At 72.1% G+C, this 15,503-nt stretch carries 12 protein-coding genes; 6 read left to right on the top strand and 6 right to left on the bottom strand.

Going from position 1 to position 15,503, the window contains the following annotated elements; all coding sequences use genetic code 11:
* The first annotated feature begins 58 nt into the window (after positions 1–58).
* The gene (locus tag AB0C12_RS20080) at positions 59–2,560 is read left to right on the top strand and encodes a glycosyltransferase (protein WP_360549958.1); all 2,502 of its coding nucleotides are present in this window, start codon (positions 59–61) and stop codon (positions 2,558–2,560) included.
* A gap of 78 nt (positions 2,561–2,638) precedes the next feature.
* Positions 2,639–3,676, top strand: coding sequence for a class I SAM-dependent methyltransferase (locus AB0C12_RS20075; protein ID WP_360549956.1), 1,038 nt, complete (start codon positions 2,639–2,641; stop codon positions 3,674–3,676).
* 77 nt (positions 3,677–3,753) lie between these two features.
* Here the strand turns inward: AB0C12_RS20075 and AB0C12_RS20070 are convergent, their stop codons facing one another.
* The 4 genes from AB0C12_RS20070 to AB0C12_RS20055 form a co-directional block, all read right to left on the bottom strand.
* On the bottom strand, positions 3,754–4,242 hold the full coding sequence (locus tag AB0C12_RS20070; protein WP_360549954.1) for a CAP domain-containing protein: 489 nt from the start codon (positions 4,240–4,242) through the stop codon (positions 3,754–3,756).
* A 184-nt stretch (positions 4,243–4,426) separates the two neighbouring features.
* Positions 4,427–6,499, bottom strand: a complete 2,073-nt coding sequence (locus tag AB0C12_RS20065; RefSeq protein WP_360549952.1) for an acyltransferase family protein — start codon at positions 6,497–6,499, stop codon at positions 4,427–4,429.
* A 5-nt stretch (positions 6,500–6,504) separates the two neighbouring features.
* Positions 6,505–7,776 (bottom strand): nucleotide sugar dehydrogenase, encoded by a 1,272-nt coding sequence (locus AB0C12_RS20060; protein WP_360549950.1) that lies wholly within the window; start codon positions 7,774–7,776, stop codon positions 6,505–6,507.
* A gap of 19 nt (positions 7,777–7,795) precedes the next feature.
* Complete coding sequence (locus AB0C12_RS20055; RefSeq protein WP_360549948.1) at positions 7,796–9,643, bottom strand: stealth family protein; 1,848 nt, start codon at positions 9,641–9,643, stop codon at positions 7,796–7,798.
* 279 nt (positions 9,644–9,922) lie between these two features.
* On the opposite strand from AB0C12_RS20055, the gene AB0C12_RS20050 reads away from it, so the two are divergent.
* From AB0C12_RS20050 to AB0C12_RS20035, 4 genes are all read left to right on the top strand, one after another.
* Positions 9,923–10,162 carry a hypothetical protein gene (locus AB0C12_RS20050; RefSeq protein ID WP_360549946.1) on the top strand — a complete coding sequence of 80 codons (240 nt, stop codon included), beginning with the start codon at positions 9,923–9,925 and terminating at the stop codon, positions 10,160–10,162.
* A 64-nt stretch (positions 10,163–10,226) separates the two neighbouring features.
* A complete protein-coding gene (gene ffh, locus AB0C12_RS20045; RefSeq protein ID WP_360549944.1) occupies positions 10,227–11,786 on the top strand; it encodes a signal recognition particle protein in 1,560 nt (519 codons plus the stop codon).
* Positions 11,787–11,822: 36 nt separating this feature from the next.
* Positions 11,823–12,440 (top strand): Uma2 family endonuclease, encoded by a 618-nt coding sequence (locus AB0C12_RS20040; protein WP_360549942.1) that lies wholly within the window; start codon positions 11,823–11,825, stop codon positions 12,438–12,440.
* Positions 12,441–12,465: 25 nt separating this feature from the next.
* Positions 12,466–13,542: an amidohydrolase family protein gene (locus AB0C12_RS20035; protein ID WP_360549940.1), complete on the top strand. Its 1,077-nt coding sequence runs from the start codon at positions 12,466–12,468 to the stop codon at positions 13,540–13,542.
* Here the strand turns inward: AB0C12_RS20035 and AB0C12_RS20030 are convergent.
* Entirely contained in the window at positions 13,532–14,944 is a 1,413-nt protein-coding gene (locus AB0C12_RS20030; RefSeq protein ID WP_360549938.1) for a PQQ-binding-like beta-propeller repeat protein, read from the bottom strand. The two genes, AB0C12_RS20035 and AB0C12_RS20030, sit on opposite strands and share 11 nt — an antisense overlap.
* Positions 14,934–15,452, bottom strand: a complete 519-nt coding sequence (locus AB0C12_RS20025) for a SigE family RNA polymerase sigma factor (RefSeq protein WP_360549937.1) — start codon at positions 15,450–15,452, stop codon at positions 14,934–14,936. The genes AB0C12_RS20030 and AB0C12_RS20025 overlap by 11 nt, the downstream gene beginning before the upstream one ends.
* Positions 15,453–15,503 lie beyond the last annotated feature (51 nt).

The following is a 15,503-nucleotide window of genomic DNA, read 5'->3' as shown; positions in this document are numbered from 1 at the left end:
GCTTGCCGACGTTGCGCCTAGCGACATCCAGGGCGTACGTGAAGAGGTCTGTTGCCGCATGGGGGAGACACCCGGTCTGCTCGACGACTACCTGCGAGTCGCCCGCTACCACGTCCGGATGGCTGTCCCGCCGACCGCGGTCCGGATCCGTTCGCTCGGTGCGCGGCAGCTGCTCGCCCGCTCCGGGCTCGGTGAGTCCGACGCGTCCTACGCCGACCTGCTCGCCGCGGCCCGGGCCGGGGACGCCCGCTGGCTCAAGCAGCGCCGGCGCGTGGTCAAGCCCGCCGTCCTGGCCGGACTGGCGCAGACCCTGGCCCAGCAGGACATGCTGCCGGAGGACCGCACCGACGCCCTGGCCCTGTACGAGCTGATCCGCACCGCGCTGGGCGCCGACGCGCTGCCGGCCGCGCACCAGGGCCTGCACGTCCAGCTCGCCCTGGCCTGGCAGGGGGCGAACCGGGCCCGGCCGTTGCTCGCGGCGTACCGGCGGATCACCGACAGCGTGCGCGCGGATCTCGAACTGGACCTGGCCAATCCGTTCGCCGGCACCGGACCGGTGATCGGCTGGCTGACCGCCTTCCGCAAGCTGCTGCCGGAGCCGCCGCTGGCGTTGGAGCACAAGGCCGGGGTGCCGCCGTTCGACCGGCTGACCGTGGCCACCTCGGTCGCCGGCATCGACGAGCCGCAGCGGATCTCGGTCATCGTCACCGCGTTCCACCCCGACGAGGGCCTGATCACGGCCGTCCGCTCGATCCTGGACCAGTCCTGGCGCAACGTCGAGGTGATCATCGTCGATGACGCCTCGCCGCCGGAGTACGACGCCGTGCTGGCCCGGGCGGTCGCGCTGGGCGGGCGGATCCGGCTGGTCAAGCAGCCGGAGAACAGGGGCACCTACGCGGCCCGCAACGCCGGCCTGGACGCCGCCGAGGGCGAGTTCGTGGCGTTCCAGGACTCCGACGACTGGTCCCATCCGCGCCGGCTGGAGTTGCAGGTCAGGCCGCTGCTGGAGGACCGCCGGCTGGTCGCCACCACCTCCGACGGCCTCGGCGTCTCCGAGGAGCTGCTGGTCACCCGGCCCGGGGTACGCCGCAGCCGGTTCAACCCGTCGTCGTTGCTGTTCCGCCGCGGCCAGGTGATGGACCGGCTGGGCTACTTCGATCCGGTGCGCAAGGCCGCCGACTCCGAGTACATCGGGCGGATGGTGGCGGTCTTCGGCGCGGCCGCCGTACGGCACCTCGACTCGCGGCCACTCGCGTTGATCCGGCTGGCGCTGGGTTCGCTGTCGCGGGCGGAGATCCGGCCGTACTGGATGCACCCGGCGCGGACCGCGTACATGTCGGCGTACCAGCGCTGGCACTCGCGGATCGCGGCCCGGGCCACCGATCCGCTGCGCCCGCGCGACGGCAGCCGCCGGCCCTTCGCCGCCCCCGACCATCTGCGGCTGGCCCGCGGTGAGGCCGCCGGCCGGCCCGAGTACGACGTCGTGCTGGTCGCCGACTGGCGTTTCCTGCAGGGCGCGCAGCAGTCGGGCCTGCAGGAGATCCGGGCGCTGATCGCGCGCGGCCTGCGGGTCGCCGTGATGCAGATCGAGTCGCTGCGCCCGCCGGCCCGGCGCCGCTGGCCGCTCTGCGCGCCGCTGCAGCAACTGGTCAACGACGGCCGGGTGGACCAGCTGCTGCCCGGTGACGAGAACCGCGCCGAGCTGATCATCGTGCGGCACGCCGCGGTGCTGCAGTTCCCGCCCGACGACCCGTGCCTGCTGCGCGGCCGGCAGGTGCTGATCGTCGCCGACGAGGCACCCGGACGGCTGGCCGACGCCGACCGCCGGTACGTGCCCGCCGACTGCTCCCGGGCCGCGCTGCGGATGTTCGGCACCGAGCCGCTCTGGTGCCCGCAGGACCCGCAGGTACGGGCCGTGCTGCGCAGCGAGACCGTCGAGCTGACGCCGTACGACCTGCCGGCCGTGGTGGACGGGGAGCGGTGGTCGGCCGGGCGGGACGGGGCCGGAAAGTGGCCGGCCGTGGTCGGCACCGACCTCAGTGACGAGGGGGTCTGGCCCGGGGACGTGCGGGCGGCGCTGACCGTCTACGACGAGGTCGGCGAGTGGGACGTGCGGTTGCGGCTGCCGGACTGGCCGCGTACCGGATATCACCCCGGCGGCCCGCGGTCCCGGCTGGTCTACGACGCCGGCGACCTGGACCTGCGGACCTTCGTCCATCAGCTCGACTTCTATCTGCACTTCCCGAGCGCGGACCGGGTCGAGACGTTCTCCCGGCCGGCCCTGGAGGCGGCGGCCCTGGGCTGCGTCGTGGTGATGCCCGAACGGCACGCGGCCGTGTTCGGCGACGCCGCCGTCTACTGCGGACCGGACCAGGTCGAGGCGACGATCCAGCGGTACCGCGCCGACCGGGAGCTCTACGCCGAGCAGAGCCGCCGCGCCCGGGCCGTCGTGGCCAAGGCGCACGACCCGCAGCTCTTCGTCGACCGCATCGCGGGAATCGTCACCGCGCCGCACCCGGTTGCCCCGGCCCAACGCGGCGCGTTGATGGCCCGACCGTAACGGCGGTGTCGCCGCGGGCGTTAGGCGATCGTGTTGACCCGCGCCGGGCCCGGCGCGCATGACTCTGGAGGTCCTTCGATGAGCAGCCTGGTCCGGTTCGGCGGTCGGCTGGCGGTGCGGCTGCGCAGCCTGACACGCCCCCAGGCAGTGGTCCTCATGGTGATCCTGGCGCTCTGCGCCGGGGTCTGGTGGTCGGCCGGGTCGGGCCATCAGGGTCTCGCGCTGTCGCTGGTGGCCGGTCTGCTGCTGGCCGTCCTGCTCGGGATCCTGCACCTGTCCCGCTGGATCGGCGGGGTCTACCGGGCCAACCAGAACGCGCACCGCGAGCTGCGCACGGTCGTGGAGCAGTTGCAGCGGCGGGTCGTCGCGACGGTGGAGAAGGAACGGCTCACCGCCGGCGACCGCCACCAGGAGCTGACCCGGACCGTCACCCGCGGCCTGCGGCAGAGCGGGCACGGCACCGACCTGCTGCTGCGCGCGCAGAGCCGGGAGATCGAGGCGCTGGTCCAGCTCTTCCAGCAGTTCACCCCGCGGGCGCCGATGCCGTCCTCCGGTGACTTCGCACTCAACCCGACCGACCTGCTGGAACTGCTGCACCTGGTCCGGCTGCGCCGGCCCCGGCTGGTGGTCGAGCTGGGCAGCGGCACCTCGTCGGTGTGGCTGGCCTACGCCCTGGAACAGTACGGCGGCAAGCTCGTCTCCCTCGACCACGACCCCGACTACGCCCGGCAGACCCGCACGATGCTCGCCGCGCACAGCCTCAACGCCGTCGCCGAGGTCCGCGAGGCCCCGCTGCGGGAGCTCACGGTCAACGGCAAGACCTACCAGTGGTACGACGCGGGCAAACTGACCGACCTCACCGGCATCGACCTGTTGCTGGTCGACGGCCCGCCCGCGGCCACCGGCCCGGACGCGCGCTACCCGGCGCTGTCGGTGCTCGCCGGGCGGCTCGCGGGTACGGCCACCGTGGTGCTGGACGACGCCAACCGCGAGGACGAGCGCGACGCCGTACGGCGGTGGACCGAGGAAGTGCCGGGGCTGACCGAGGAGCGGGTGCTGCTCGGGCGGCATGCGGTGCTGGCGTACTCGCGTACCGGGGCACCCGTCACTGTCTGAAGATGGGACCGGCCGGCATGCGGGGGCATGCCGGCCGGTCTTTTCGGGGGGTGGGTGAGGCCTGGGCGGCGCCGCGGTCAGCGGCTGCCGAAGTCCTGGGTGTAGTACGGCGTGCCGTTGGCGGAGTACACGACGCCGACGGCGAACGTCTTGGCGCCACAGTCGAGCAGGTTGCGGCGGTGACCCGGGCTCTTCATCCACGCGTTGACGACCTCGGCGGCGCTGCGGTAGCCCCACGCGATGTTCTCGCTGCGGGCGGCGGTGTAGCCGGCGGCCTTGGCCCGGGCGACGAACGTGGAGCTCGCCGAGCCGGTGTGGCTGAACTTGCCGGTCGTGGCCATGTACTTGCTGTGGCCGCGGGCCGCCCACAGCAGCTCCGCGTTGACCCGCAGGCCCTTGCAGCCGGCCTTGACCCGCTCCTTGTTCGACAGGCTGACGACCTGGGTCTGCAGCGTGGTGAAGGAGACGGTGGCGGCCTCGGCCGGGGTGGCGATCGCGACCATGCCGAGCAGTGCGGCGGGGATCATCGCGAGGGTGGCGAGGCGACGGACCAGGGTCTTCTGCACGGGTCAACCTTTCGAGGAACACCGCCTGGACGTCTTGTTCGCCAGGTACGCCATTCCCTTCGGAAGTCCCGCAGGGTTGGCTGATGCCTCTTCAGGTGCCTTGGTGTGAGTGCTCAGTTGCCGCCCAGTTGCCTGCCGTACCGCGGTTGCGGGCGCGGCGCCGGCCGGTTGCGGAACGGGAGCCTTATCGCCGCAACGCCTCCGCGAGCAGCGGTACGAGCAACCGGCTGTACGCCGTGGTGATGTGGTGCTGGTCCTTGTAGACCAGCAGGTTGCCCACGATGACCGGACACGTCGTCGCGGTGCAGAACCACGGCAGCGGGTCGATGACCGTCGCGCCCTCGGCCCGGGCCACTCCGGCCACCAGCGCCCGGCGCTTGCGGAACTGGACCGCGTCGGCCCGGCTGCGGGCGCACGCCGCGGGATCGTCCAGATGCGCCGACAGGCAGTCGGGCACGTTGCGGGCCTGCCACGGGGTGTCGTTGACGTAGTACACCTCGGTACCCGGGCCCTTGACCGCGTCGAGCGAACGCCGCCACGCGGCCGACCAGGCGTCGTCCAGCGAGCCGGTCACGTCCAGCAACGGGGCGTTGGGCAGGGTCGAGGCCATGATCACCTTCGCCGGGCGCAGCGACCGGATGTGGCGCCAGGCCGCCCGGCGCCACTGCACGCATTCGGTGAAGCGTCGCTTGAGTGCGTCCTCGTAGATGACCACGTCCGCGGCTGAGCAGGCGCTCTTGGTGACCACGACGAGCTTCCAGTGCCGCTGCCGGGCGATCGCCTCCAGCGCCGGGAACCAGTGGCCGGCGTGCGAGTCGCCGAACAGCACGACCGTGGTGGGCGAGGACAGGTCACCGTAGGCGCACGGGGTCTTCACCTCGGGGTCCGCGAACGCCGGGGAGCACTTGTCCGCGTACAGGCGAGGTTTGTCCTTGGCCGCGGCGGCCAGCGCCGGGGTGAGGTTGGCCGGCACCGCCGGCATCCCGGCGGCCAGGGCCAGGTTCTGCTGGAGCTTGGCCACGCCGGTCAGGGGCGGCGCCCGGTAACCCGTACCGCCGGTGCTGCCCACCAGCACGGTGATCAGCACACACAGTCCGGCAGCGGACAGCGAGACGACCGCGCCGGCGGTCAGGCCACGCCACGGCCGGTCGCGCAGGGCGGCGAGGTGCCGCACCGGGTTCTCCACCAGCGCGTACGTCAGCGCGGCCAGCACCAGGGCGCCGAGGGCGACCAGGACGTTCTCCGCGGCGGTGAGCTGGCGGCCGAGGGCGAACGGGGCGATGAGCAGCACCGGCCAGTGCCACAGGTACCAGGAGTAGGACAGCCGGCCGATGACCTGGAGCACCGGGGCGCCGAGCGGGCCGGCCGGGCGGGCGCAACCACCGGCGATGACGGCCGCGGTGCCGAGCACGGGCAGCAGGGCGGCGTACCCGGGGAACGGCGTCGCCGCGGTGAAACTCAGTGCCGCGACCACCACGGCGCCCAGCCCGCTGCCGATCAGCAGCTTCGCGGGCAGCGGCGGAAGCCGCCGCAGCCGGTCGGCCCCGACCGCGAGCAGCGCGCCGGCGCCGAGCTCCCAGGCCCGGGTGTGCGCCCCGAAGTACGCCCACCCGGCGTTGTGCTGCGTCTGCCAGATCGACACCGCCAGCGAACCGGCGGTCAGCACGGCCAGCACCGTGGTCAGCCCGCGTCCGCCGCGGCGCACCACGAGGAGCAGCAGCAGCGGCCAGACCAGGTAGAACTGCTCCTCCACGGCGAGCGACCAGAAGTGCTGCAACGGCGACGGGGCCGACTCCGCACTCAGGTAGTCGGTGCCGATCGCGGCCAGCCGCCAGTTCATCGCATAGATCGAGGTGTGCAGCGCGTCCGAGACGATCTCCGACAACCGCAGCGGCGGCAGCCACAGCGCCGACGCGGCCACCGTCGCGACGACCACCACGGTCGAGGCCGGCAGCAGCCGCAGCGCCCGCCGGGCGTAGAACCGCGGGATCGAGATCCGGCCGGTGCGCTGCGCCTCGCGCAGCAGCAGCCCGGTGATCAGGAAGCCGGAGATGACGAAGAAGACGTCGACGCCGACGTAACCGCCGCTGATGAACGGCAGACCACAGTGGTACGCGACCACGAGCAGCACCGCGACCGCCCGCAGTCCCTCGATGTCCCGCCGGTGCCGGGCCGGTTCCGGGGCCGGCGTGACACCCGGCCCGGAGCCGGTGGGCCGGTGCCGCCGGGGCGCGGGGGTGACCGGCGCGGTGCTCATCTCGGTCACAGTCGGTGCGCCTCCGCGCCGTGGGTCACGCCCCGGGTGTCGAAGAACCGCTTGGCGATGCCGGCCAGGTGGTCGGCGTCGTACTCGCGGTGGTGCTGCACGAGGATCACCAGGTCAGCCGCCGCGGCGGCGCCCTCCAGGTCGTCCGTGCGGGGCACCTCCACGTCGCCGACGCCCCACCGCGGCACGTGCGGGTCGTGGTAGCTGAGCTTCGCGCCGAGCGCCGCGAGCTGCCGGGCCAGCGGGGTGGCGGGCGACTCGCGCTGGTCGGCGATGTTCGCCTTGTACGTGACCCCGAGCAGCAGCACCCGCGCCCCGTGCACCGCCTGCCCGTCCGCGTTGAGCAAGTTCTGCGCCCGCCGGGCCACGTACGCCGGCATCGTCGCGTTGATCTCCTGGGCCAGCTCCACGAACCGGAACGGGTAACCCAGCTTGCTGCGCACGTTGTGACTCAGGTAGTTCGGGTCGATCGGGATGCAGTGCCCGCCGACGCCCGGCCCGGGATAGAACGCCTGGAAGCCGAACGGTTTGGTCGACGCGGCGTGGATGACGTCCCACAGGTCGATGTCCAGCTCGTGGCAGAACCGCGCCATCTCGTTGACCAGCGCGATGTTGACGTGCCGGTACGTGTTCTCCAGCAGCTTGGCCGTCTCGGCCTCACGGGTGCCCCGGGTGCGCACCACCGTGTCGATGAACCGCCCGTAGAACTGCGCCACCCGCTCGGTGCAGCCGGCGGTGTAGCCACCGACCACCTTGGGGGTGTTGCGCGGGCCGAACCGCTCGTTGCCCGGGTCGATGCGCTCGGGCGAGAACGCGAGGTGGAAGTCGCGCCCGGCGACCAGGCCGGAGAGCCGTTCCAGCAGGGGCCGGACCACGTCGTCGGTGGTGCCCGGGTAGGTGGTGGACTCCAGCACCACCAGCATGCCCGGGCGCAGGTTGCGCCCGATGGCCTCGGTCGCGCCGGTGACCGCGCGCAGGTCCGGCCCGTCGCCGTCGGACAGTGGCGTCGGCACGCAGATCACGGCGACGTCCGCGGTGGCGATCAGGCTCTCGTCCACAGTGGTCCGGAAGCCGCCGGCGAGCATCTCGGCCACGTCCGCCTCGGACAGGTCGTCGACGTGCGAGCGGCCCGCGCCGAGGGCGTCGACCACCGCCGCGTTGACGTCGAAACCGAGCACGGACAGGCCGGACCGGATGGCCTGCTGCGCCAGCGGCAGGCCGACGTAACCGAGACCGAGGATGACGGCGTCGTACCTCACGGGATGCATCTCCTTGATCGAGCGCCGGTCAGGCGACGGGCGTGTTGGTGGAGCTCTGTTCTCCGGTGCCGCGGTTGCGGTCGTGCTGCGCGGGCAGCGGGCCGGGGACGGCCGTGGCGGCCCGGCCGAGCTGGCGGCCCGGCAGTGCGGGCGGGGCCGGCGGCGCGGTGGTCGCGGACCGCGGCGAGGTCAGCTCGTACGGCGAGACGAACGGCAGGTACGCGGGCAGGAAGTCGGCCAGCATCGCCTCCTGGTCGGCCGCCACGGCCGGGTCGGAGTCGATGTCGTTGAGGCAGAACGCGTCCAGGTTGCGGTGCCGCAGCAGGTCGGCCAGCTTGAACGGGGTCACCGGCGCGGCCAGGTCGGTGTAGCGGAACCGGATCGTGCCCGGCACCGCCCGCCCGGTGAGGTAGGCGTAGTACTGCTGCAGCGACGACAGCAGTGAGATGTCGTCCGGGTGCCGGAACTGGTGGTTGGCGGTGGCCTCGACGTACTCGGCGAAGCGCTCCTCGATCTCGGCGATGACGCTGCGCCGCGACGGGTGCGGGGTGTGCTTCATCTTGCGGGTCAGCACCCGGCCGAAGGCGGCGCGGATCAGCTCCCGGTTGTTCTTGCCGGCCGAGTCGGCCGGTGGATCGGTCGGGCTGCGCGGCGCCGCGTCGACCAGCGCGGTGGAGGGGAAGAAGCGGGTCAGCCCGCCGGGCGTGAAGAACAGCTCGGGCCCGACCGGCCGGCCCAGGAACACGTCGTCGTTGAGGTAGAGGAAGTGCTCGCTGAGCCCGGGGATGCGGTGCAGCCGGGACTCGATGGCCTGCGAGTTGAACGTCGGCAGGGTGCCGGTCTCGCCGAAGATCTCCTTGTGGCTGACCACGGTGATCCGCGGATGGGTGGTGTCCAGCCAGGCCGGTACCTGATCGTCGGTGACCAGGAAGACGTGCCGGATCCAGGGGGCGAAGCAGTGCAGGGCGCGCAGCGAGTAGCGCAACTCGTCGCGGGAGGCGTACCGGGAGTCGTTGTTGGCGAGCTTGCTGGCTCCCTGCAGCCAGGTGTTGGTGGCCAGCGCGGCGGCCTTGCGGGACTGCCAGGCCGGGTCGCCGCCGTCGACCCAGGTGTAGACGGCGTCGATCGGGAAGCTGATCCGGTCCAGGCTCGGCGTCGTGAAGATCTCCCGGGTCCGGTAGCGGGCGGGATCGTCGGGTGCGCTGAACGCGCCGAAGGCGGGCTCGCCGGCGCGGACCACCGGCTCGTCGGCCGGGATCACGTCGGCGATCGGATTGGCCCGCGGCCCGGACAGCACGCCGTCCTGCTGGCGCCAGAACTCGATGTCGCAGCCCACGTCGAGGCCGAGCAGCAGGCTGCCGCCCGGATCGGTGACCGGCCAGCACACCCGCAGGATCTCCGCGGTGCGCCGGGCCCGGCGGCCCTGGTGCCCGCGCGGCCGCACGACCTGCAGGATCCCGGTGCCGGCCCCGGTGAGTTCCTCCAGCGTGCGGACCACCAGGGCCCGGTGCTGCACCGGTACGGCCACAGCGGTGTGCAGCAGCGCGCGGGTGGGCACCCGGAACCAGTCGACGCCGGCCGCTTCCAGGGCGGCGATGACGCGGTCCAGGTTCTGCCGCCGTACCTCGGCCGGGCTGGCCGCCGGGTCCCGGCGTGCGGTGACCCAGCCGCGGCCGGCCCGGACCCGCATCGTCGGGGCGTCCGTCGCGGTCCGCATCAGCGGCAGCCGGGGCGGCGCGGACAGGTGCACGATCCGGCGGGCCATTCCGAGGCGCTGCTCGGGCGCGACGTGGGGCAGGACCCGGTGCTGGACCGTGCTGAGGATGCGCACCCGGACTCCCCAGGGCGCCAGTCGCAGGATCCGCCGCAGGGGCACGCCGTAGTCCTTCCGCCGGATGTTCGTCGGGGCCGATCGATCAGCCGCCCGGTTCCTCGTGCCTCAACGGCCCGATTCATCAGAAGGTTGCGGTCGATGTCGGCTTTTCGGACATCTGTGCTATGTCAGAAGTTGCGCCTGTTACCTGCGGTATACGTGATTTATGCAGGTGGCGGGGCCGAACGCCGCCCGGCCACCCCTACGGGTCCGCCCCGATGCGCCCGCTTGCGTGGGCGAGGCATGGTGGACAACGGGTGGGTATCACTTCGGGAGGCTGAGATGGGCAAAGCAATCGCGTACCTGGTGGCGACGATCGCCGGCGTCATCGTGGTGGGCTGGATCGCGATCCAGCTGCTGCAGGTGCTGGTCGGTGCGCTGGCCTACCTGATCGTCGGCGCGGTCGTGGTCGGCGGCGGGGTCTACCTGTACGGCCGGGCGAAGCGCTCGCTGGCCCCGGGCACCCGCAACCAGCGGCGGATCGAGGCGGCGGCGAAGACGTACCGGATGCGCAACCGGTGAGCGTGCGAGCGGGCGGCTAGGCTTGCGGTCATCTCCTCACCTCTGACCAACGGGAAGTTGCGCCGTGTTTGACACCTTGAGCGACCGCCTCTCCGGGATCTTCACCAAGCTCCGCGGCAAGGGCAAGCTCACCGACGCCGACATCGACGCCACCGCGCGCGAGATCCGTCTCGCGCTGCTCGAGGCGGACGTCGCGCTGCCGGTGGTCAAGTCGTTCATCGCCAATCTGAAGGAGCGGGCCCGCGGCGCCGAGGTGTCCCAGGCGCTCAACCCGGCCCAGCAGATCATCAAGATCGTCCACGAGGAGCTCATCACCGTCCTCGGCGGCGAGGGCCGGCGCCTGCAGTTCGCCAAGCAGCCGCCCACGGTGATCATGCTGGCCGGTCTGCAGGGCTCCGGTAAGACCACGCTGGCCGGCAAGCTGTCCCGCTGGCTCAAGGGGCAGAACCACCAGGTCCTGCTGGTCGCGGCCGACCTGCAGCGCCCCAACGCGGTCAACCAGCTCCAGGTCCTCGGCGGCCGGGCCGGCGTCGACGTCTACGCCCCCGAGCCCGGCAACGGCGTCGGCAACCCGGTCCAGGTGGCCAAGGACTCGATCGAGCACGCCAAGCGGACGGCGAAGGACATCGTCATCGTCGACACCGCCGGCCGCCTCGGCATCGACACCGAGATGATGCAGCAGGCCCGCGACATCCGCGACGCCGTCGACCCGGACGAGGTCATCTTCGTCATCGACGCGATGGTCGGCCAGGACGCGGTCACCACGGCCGAGGCGTTCCGCGACGGCGTGGGCATCACCGGCGTGGTCCTCTCCAAGCTCGACGGCGACGCCCGCGGTGGCGCCGCGCTGTCGGTGCGGCACGTCACCGGCGAGCCGATCCTGTTCGCGTCCACGGGCGAGAAGCTCGAGGACTTCGACGTCTTCCACCCCGACCGGATGGCCAGCCGCATCCTCGGCATGGGCGACGTGCTGACCCTCATCGAGCAGGCCGAGCAGGCCTTCGACGAGGATCAGAAGGAGAAGATGACCTCCAAGCTGCTCGGTGGCGAGCAGTTCACCCTGGAGGACTTCCTCGACCAGCTGATCGCGGTGCGCCGGATGGGCCCGATCGCCAACGTGCTGGCCATGATGCCCGGCATGGGGCAGATGAAGGACCAGATCGCCGAGCTCGACGACAGCCACTTCGACCGGGTCACGGCGATCATCCGCTCGATGACCCCGGGCGAGCGCACCAACCCGAAGATCATCAACGGCTCCCGCCGCGTCCGCATCGCCAACGGCTCCGGCGTGACCGTGATGGACGTCAATCAGCTGCTCAACCGCTTCACCGACGCGCAGAAGATGATGAAGCAGATGGGCGGCATGATGGGGCTACCGGGCGGCGGGCGCCGCAAGGCCACCAAGAGCCCGAAGAACAAGCGCAAGGGCACCAAGGGTGGCAACCGGCCGCGCGTGGGTGGCGGGATGCCGGGCGGCTTCCCGGGCGGAATGCCGCAGCTGCCGCCGGGGCTGGACCCGAACGCCCTGGGTGGTGGGCAGGGGCTGCCGCCGGGCTTCAAGCTCCCGAAGATCGACTTCAACAAGCTCAACAACCCCAAGAAGCCCGGCGACGACAAGCGCTGATATTGACCCGCGAAAACTAGGCATGGAGCTAGTAGCATGATCGGTGATCCCTTTGAGGAGGAGCCGATGACCGCTGCGCTGCACCTGCCGGAGAAGCAGGACTGGACCGTCGACGACCTGGTCAGCCTTCCCGAGGATCTCCGTTATGAGTTGATCGACGGAAGGCTGATCTTGCCGTCCCCTACCGGCGTCCATCAGATCATCGGTGTCGAGGTGGTGCTGGCGCTGCGCCCCGGCTGTCCTCGCGGATACGCCCCGGTTCCCGACCTCTCTCTCAAGATCAATAACCGCAACGAACCCCGTCCGGACGTCGTGGTCATCAGCCTCGACCACATCGGCCGCAGCCCGGCGCCGGTGGAGGGGGCCATCCTCGCCATCGAGATCATCTCGCCGGACTCGCATTTCCGCGACATGTATGCCAAGGCCAAGGTCTACGCGGCCGCCGGCGTCGAGAATTACTGGGTCCTCGACCCATTGTTCGAGGACGGGATCGTGCTTTCCCAGTTCCGGCCGGGTCCCAACGGTGAATACGAGATGGTCGGGAGCACCAGAGGCGTCTTCAGCACCGACGTGCCGTTCCCGGTGACCATCGATCTGCCGGCACTCACCGCCCAGAGTCAGGAAATGCTGGACCATGCCCGCGCGGAGCATTGAGATTCCCATCGGGTAGGACATACGCATGGCGTTGCATGTGCGTGGGGTTCTGTTGCCCGATGACGAGGTCCGCGATCTCTGGCTGGTGGGGGACCGCATCACCCTCGAGCCCGTCGCCGGCGCCGAGACCATCAGCGACGGTGGCTACGTCGTTCCCGGCCTGGTCGACGCGCACTGTCACCTCGGCATCCAGTACGGCGCCAAGCCCATCGAGAGCCTCGACCAGGCCCGCGAGCTCGCCCATACCGACCGCGACGCCGGCGTGCTCGCGTTGCGCGACGCCGGTTCGCCGTACCCGTATCCGGAGCTCGACGACGAGCCCGGCATCCCGCGGCTGGTCCGCGCCGGCCGGCACGTCGCGCCCACCCGGCGCTATCTGCGCGACATCGGCGTCGAGGTCGACGCCGCCGACGTGGTCGCGACCGTCACCGCCCAGGCCGAGGCCGGCACCGGCTGGGTCAAGCTGGTCGGCGACTGGATCGACCGGTCCGTCGGCGACCTCGCCCCGTCGTGGGACCCCGCCACCATGGCCGCCGCCGTCGAGGCCGCTCACGCCGCCGGCGTCCGGGCCGCCGTGCACACGTTCTCCGAGGAGGGCGTGGCCCAGATGGTCCGGGCCGGCGTCGACTCGGTCGAGCACGGCACCGGTCTGTCGCTGGAGCTGATCGACGAGATGGCCCGCCGTGGCACCGCCCTGGTTCCCACGATGATCAACATTCGGACCTTCGGTGGCATCGCCGACCAGGCCCGGGCCAAGTTCCCCTCCTACGCCGACCACATGCTCGCCCTGCGCGACGGCTTCCCCGAGGTGGTGGCGTCCGCGCACGAGGCCGGCGTGCCGATCTACGTGGGCACCGACGCGGGCGGCAGCATCCGGCACGGCCTCGCCGCCGAGGAGATGCTGCTGCTGCACGAGGCCGGCATCCCCGCCGCTGACGTGCTGGCCGCCGCTTCCTGGCGGGCCCGCGCCTGGCTCGGCTTCCCCGGCCTGGTCGAGGGTGGCCTGGCCGACCTGGTCGTCTACGAGGCAGACCCCCGCCGGGACCTGCGGGTGGTCCGCGCCCCGAGCCGGATCGTGCTGCGCGGCGCGGTCATCCGCTGAGGTCCCAGAGCCGCAGGCTGGTGCCGACCGGGCAGGCCAACCGGTCCGGTGTCCAGGCGCACGCGTCGGACGCCGGCGGCACCTCACCCAGCACCGTCACTTTCCCGTCCGGGAGCGTGACCTTGGCGGCAGGACCGGCCACCAAGCTCGGCAGCAACATCAGCGTGTCGGTGTCGAGCCAGGTCACCGAGCCGGCCGGGGTCGAGAAGACCCGCTTGCCGTCGCGGTCGTGGACGATCCGTTCCCCGTCGGCGCCGCCGACCAGCGTGTAGCCGTGCACGGTGGAGACCGACGTGCCGTTCTTCGCCCCGGGCACCTGCCACAGCTCCCGGCCGGTCGCCGCCTCCAGCACGGAGACCGTGCCCGTGCCGTTGCGGTCCTGGTCGCTCACGCAGACCCGCTGCTCACCGCACATCTGGAGCATGTCCAGCTGGTGCCCGGGACCGCGGGTGAACACCACCCGCGAACCGCCGGCATCGCTGCGCAGGTCCGTCGCGCGTACCCGGTAGCCGTTCCGCTCGCAGCACTCGTGCTCGTCGTTGTAGAGCCACCCGTCGTACGCGAAGTAGCTGCGGGGATCGGCGTCGGGCGGCGCGGCTGTGACCGTACGTTGCAGCTCACCGGTCGTGATGTCCCGGACCTGGACCTTGCCCGCCCGGGTGACCTGCACCAGCCGGTCGTCGGTGAAGAAGAACGGCCGGCCCAGCAGCATGTCCTCGTTGCGGTCCAGATAGGTGCCCACGGTGTGCACCGGCCGGTCGGCCGGGGCCGGCAGCTGCCAGCGGCGCGCCCCGGTCGCCCAGTCGAAGGCCTCCGTGCGGCCGCTCGCCGACGTCCGGACCAGCACCGACTCGTGCCGGACCACGTCATCCCGGGCGTCGATGGGCAGCTGCCAGCGCGGCCGGCCGTCGGCAGGATCGAAGATGTGCATCGTGGTGGCGGATCCGCGGCGCAGGGTGACCACCAGCGCCCGCGGCACCACGTTGACGGCCTGCAGTTCGTCGGTGCGACTGCCCAGCGGCCGGGCCGGCCAGGCGACCGCGCCGGTGCGCAGGTCCACGGCGTTCATGCTGATCTGGCCGTTCAGGGTCTGCCAGGCGGTGTAGAGCCGGCCGTCGGTGCCCGCCGCGGTCGCGGCCCGGGCCTGGTCTCCGAACTCGACCGGCGCACCGACCGTGGGCAGCGTGCGCTTCGACGTCACCGGCGCGGACTGCCGGTCGTGCCGCACCAGGACAACGCTCACGCCGGCGGCGATCAGGCACACCGCGGCGGCCGCGGCGACCATGGCCCGGTTCCGGGTGCGCTGCCGCCCGCGGTGCCGGGCCTGCTCCGCCGGGACCAGCGGGATGCCGTCCGCGTGCCGACCGAGGGTGGCGAACATGTCGTCGAGATCAACGGGCATGGTCGGCTCCTTTCCGTGCTGGTGCTGCGGGGTTCAGGTCACCGAGCGTCGCGGCCAGACCGGCCCGGCCCCGCGACAGCCAGGACTTCACCGTGCCGGTGGACGCCCCGGTCTCGGCGGCGATCTCGCCGACGGACCGGTCGAGCAGGTAGTACAGGGTCAGCGCCCGGCGATGCGCCGCCGGCAGCTTCCGCATCGCGCGGACCAGCAGGACCGTGTCCTCCGACGGCGGTGCCGCGGATACGGGCGGGGGATCGGCCGCGGCCGCGGACCGCCGTACGCCCAGCCGGCGCCACCGGTCCGCGGAGAGCCGGCTGACGACCAGGCGCAACCACGCCTCGGGCTCCTCGTAGCCGGACAACCGCCGCCACCGCTGCCACGCCCGGGCGTACGCCTCCTGCACCAGGTCCTGCGCCTCGGCCGGGTCGCCGGTGAGCCCGTAGGCGTAGCGGACCAGCCTGCGGGACGTGTCCCGGTAGAACGCGTCGAAGTCGTCGGTCATCTCCACCGCCCCTCGCAGAAGGACACGGGACGGCCGCCCGGTCGGTTGCGCACGGGT

The sequence above is a fragment of the Actinoplanes sp. NPDC048967 genome (genome assembly GCF_040649415.1).
GTDB lineage: Bacteria > Actinomycetota > Actinomycetes > Mycobacteriales > Micromonosporaceae > Actinoplanes.
Note: the sequence above shows the minus strand (reverse complement) of the source record. Positions and strands in the feature narration are given on the sequence as shown.

Excerpts from the sequence above, each read along its gene's own strand:
- AB0C12_RS20075 (WP_360549956.1), top strand. The coding sequence starts at position 2,639 with ATGAGCAGCCTGGTCCGGTTCGGCGGTCGGCTGGCGGTGCGGCTGCGC.
- AB0C12_RS20060 (WP_360549950.1), bottom strand. The coding sequence starts at position 7,776 with ATGCATCCCGTGAGGTACGACGCCGTCATCCTCGGTCTCGGTTACGTC.
- AB0C12_RS20035 (WP_360549940.1), top strand. The coding sequence starts at position 12,466 with ATGGCGTTGCATGTGCGTGGGGTTCTGTTGCCCGATGACGAGGTCCGC.
- AB0C12_RS20080 (WP_360549958.1), top strand. The coding sequence starts at position 59 with ATGGGGGAGACACCCGGTCTGCTCGACGACTACCTGCGAGTCGCCCGC.
- AB0C12_RS20050 (WP_360549946.1), top strand. The coding sequence starts at position 9,923 with ATGGGCAAAGCAATCGCGTACCTGGTGGCGACGATCGCCGGCGTCATC.
- AB0C12_RS20040 (WP_360549942.1), top strand. The coding sequence starts at position 11,823 with ATGATCGGTGATCCCTTTGAGGAGGAGCCGATGACCGCTGCGCTGCAC.
- AB0C12_RS20030 (WP_360549938.1), bottom strand. The coding sequence starts at position 14,944 with ATGCCCGTTGATCTCGACGACATGTTCGCCACCCTCGGTCGGCACGCG.
- AB0C12_RS20065 (WP_360549952.1), bottom strand. The coding sequence starts at position 6,499 with ATGAGCACCGCGCCGGTCACCCCCGCGCCCCGGCGGCACCGGCCCACC.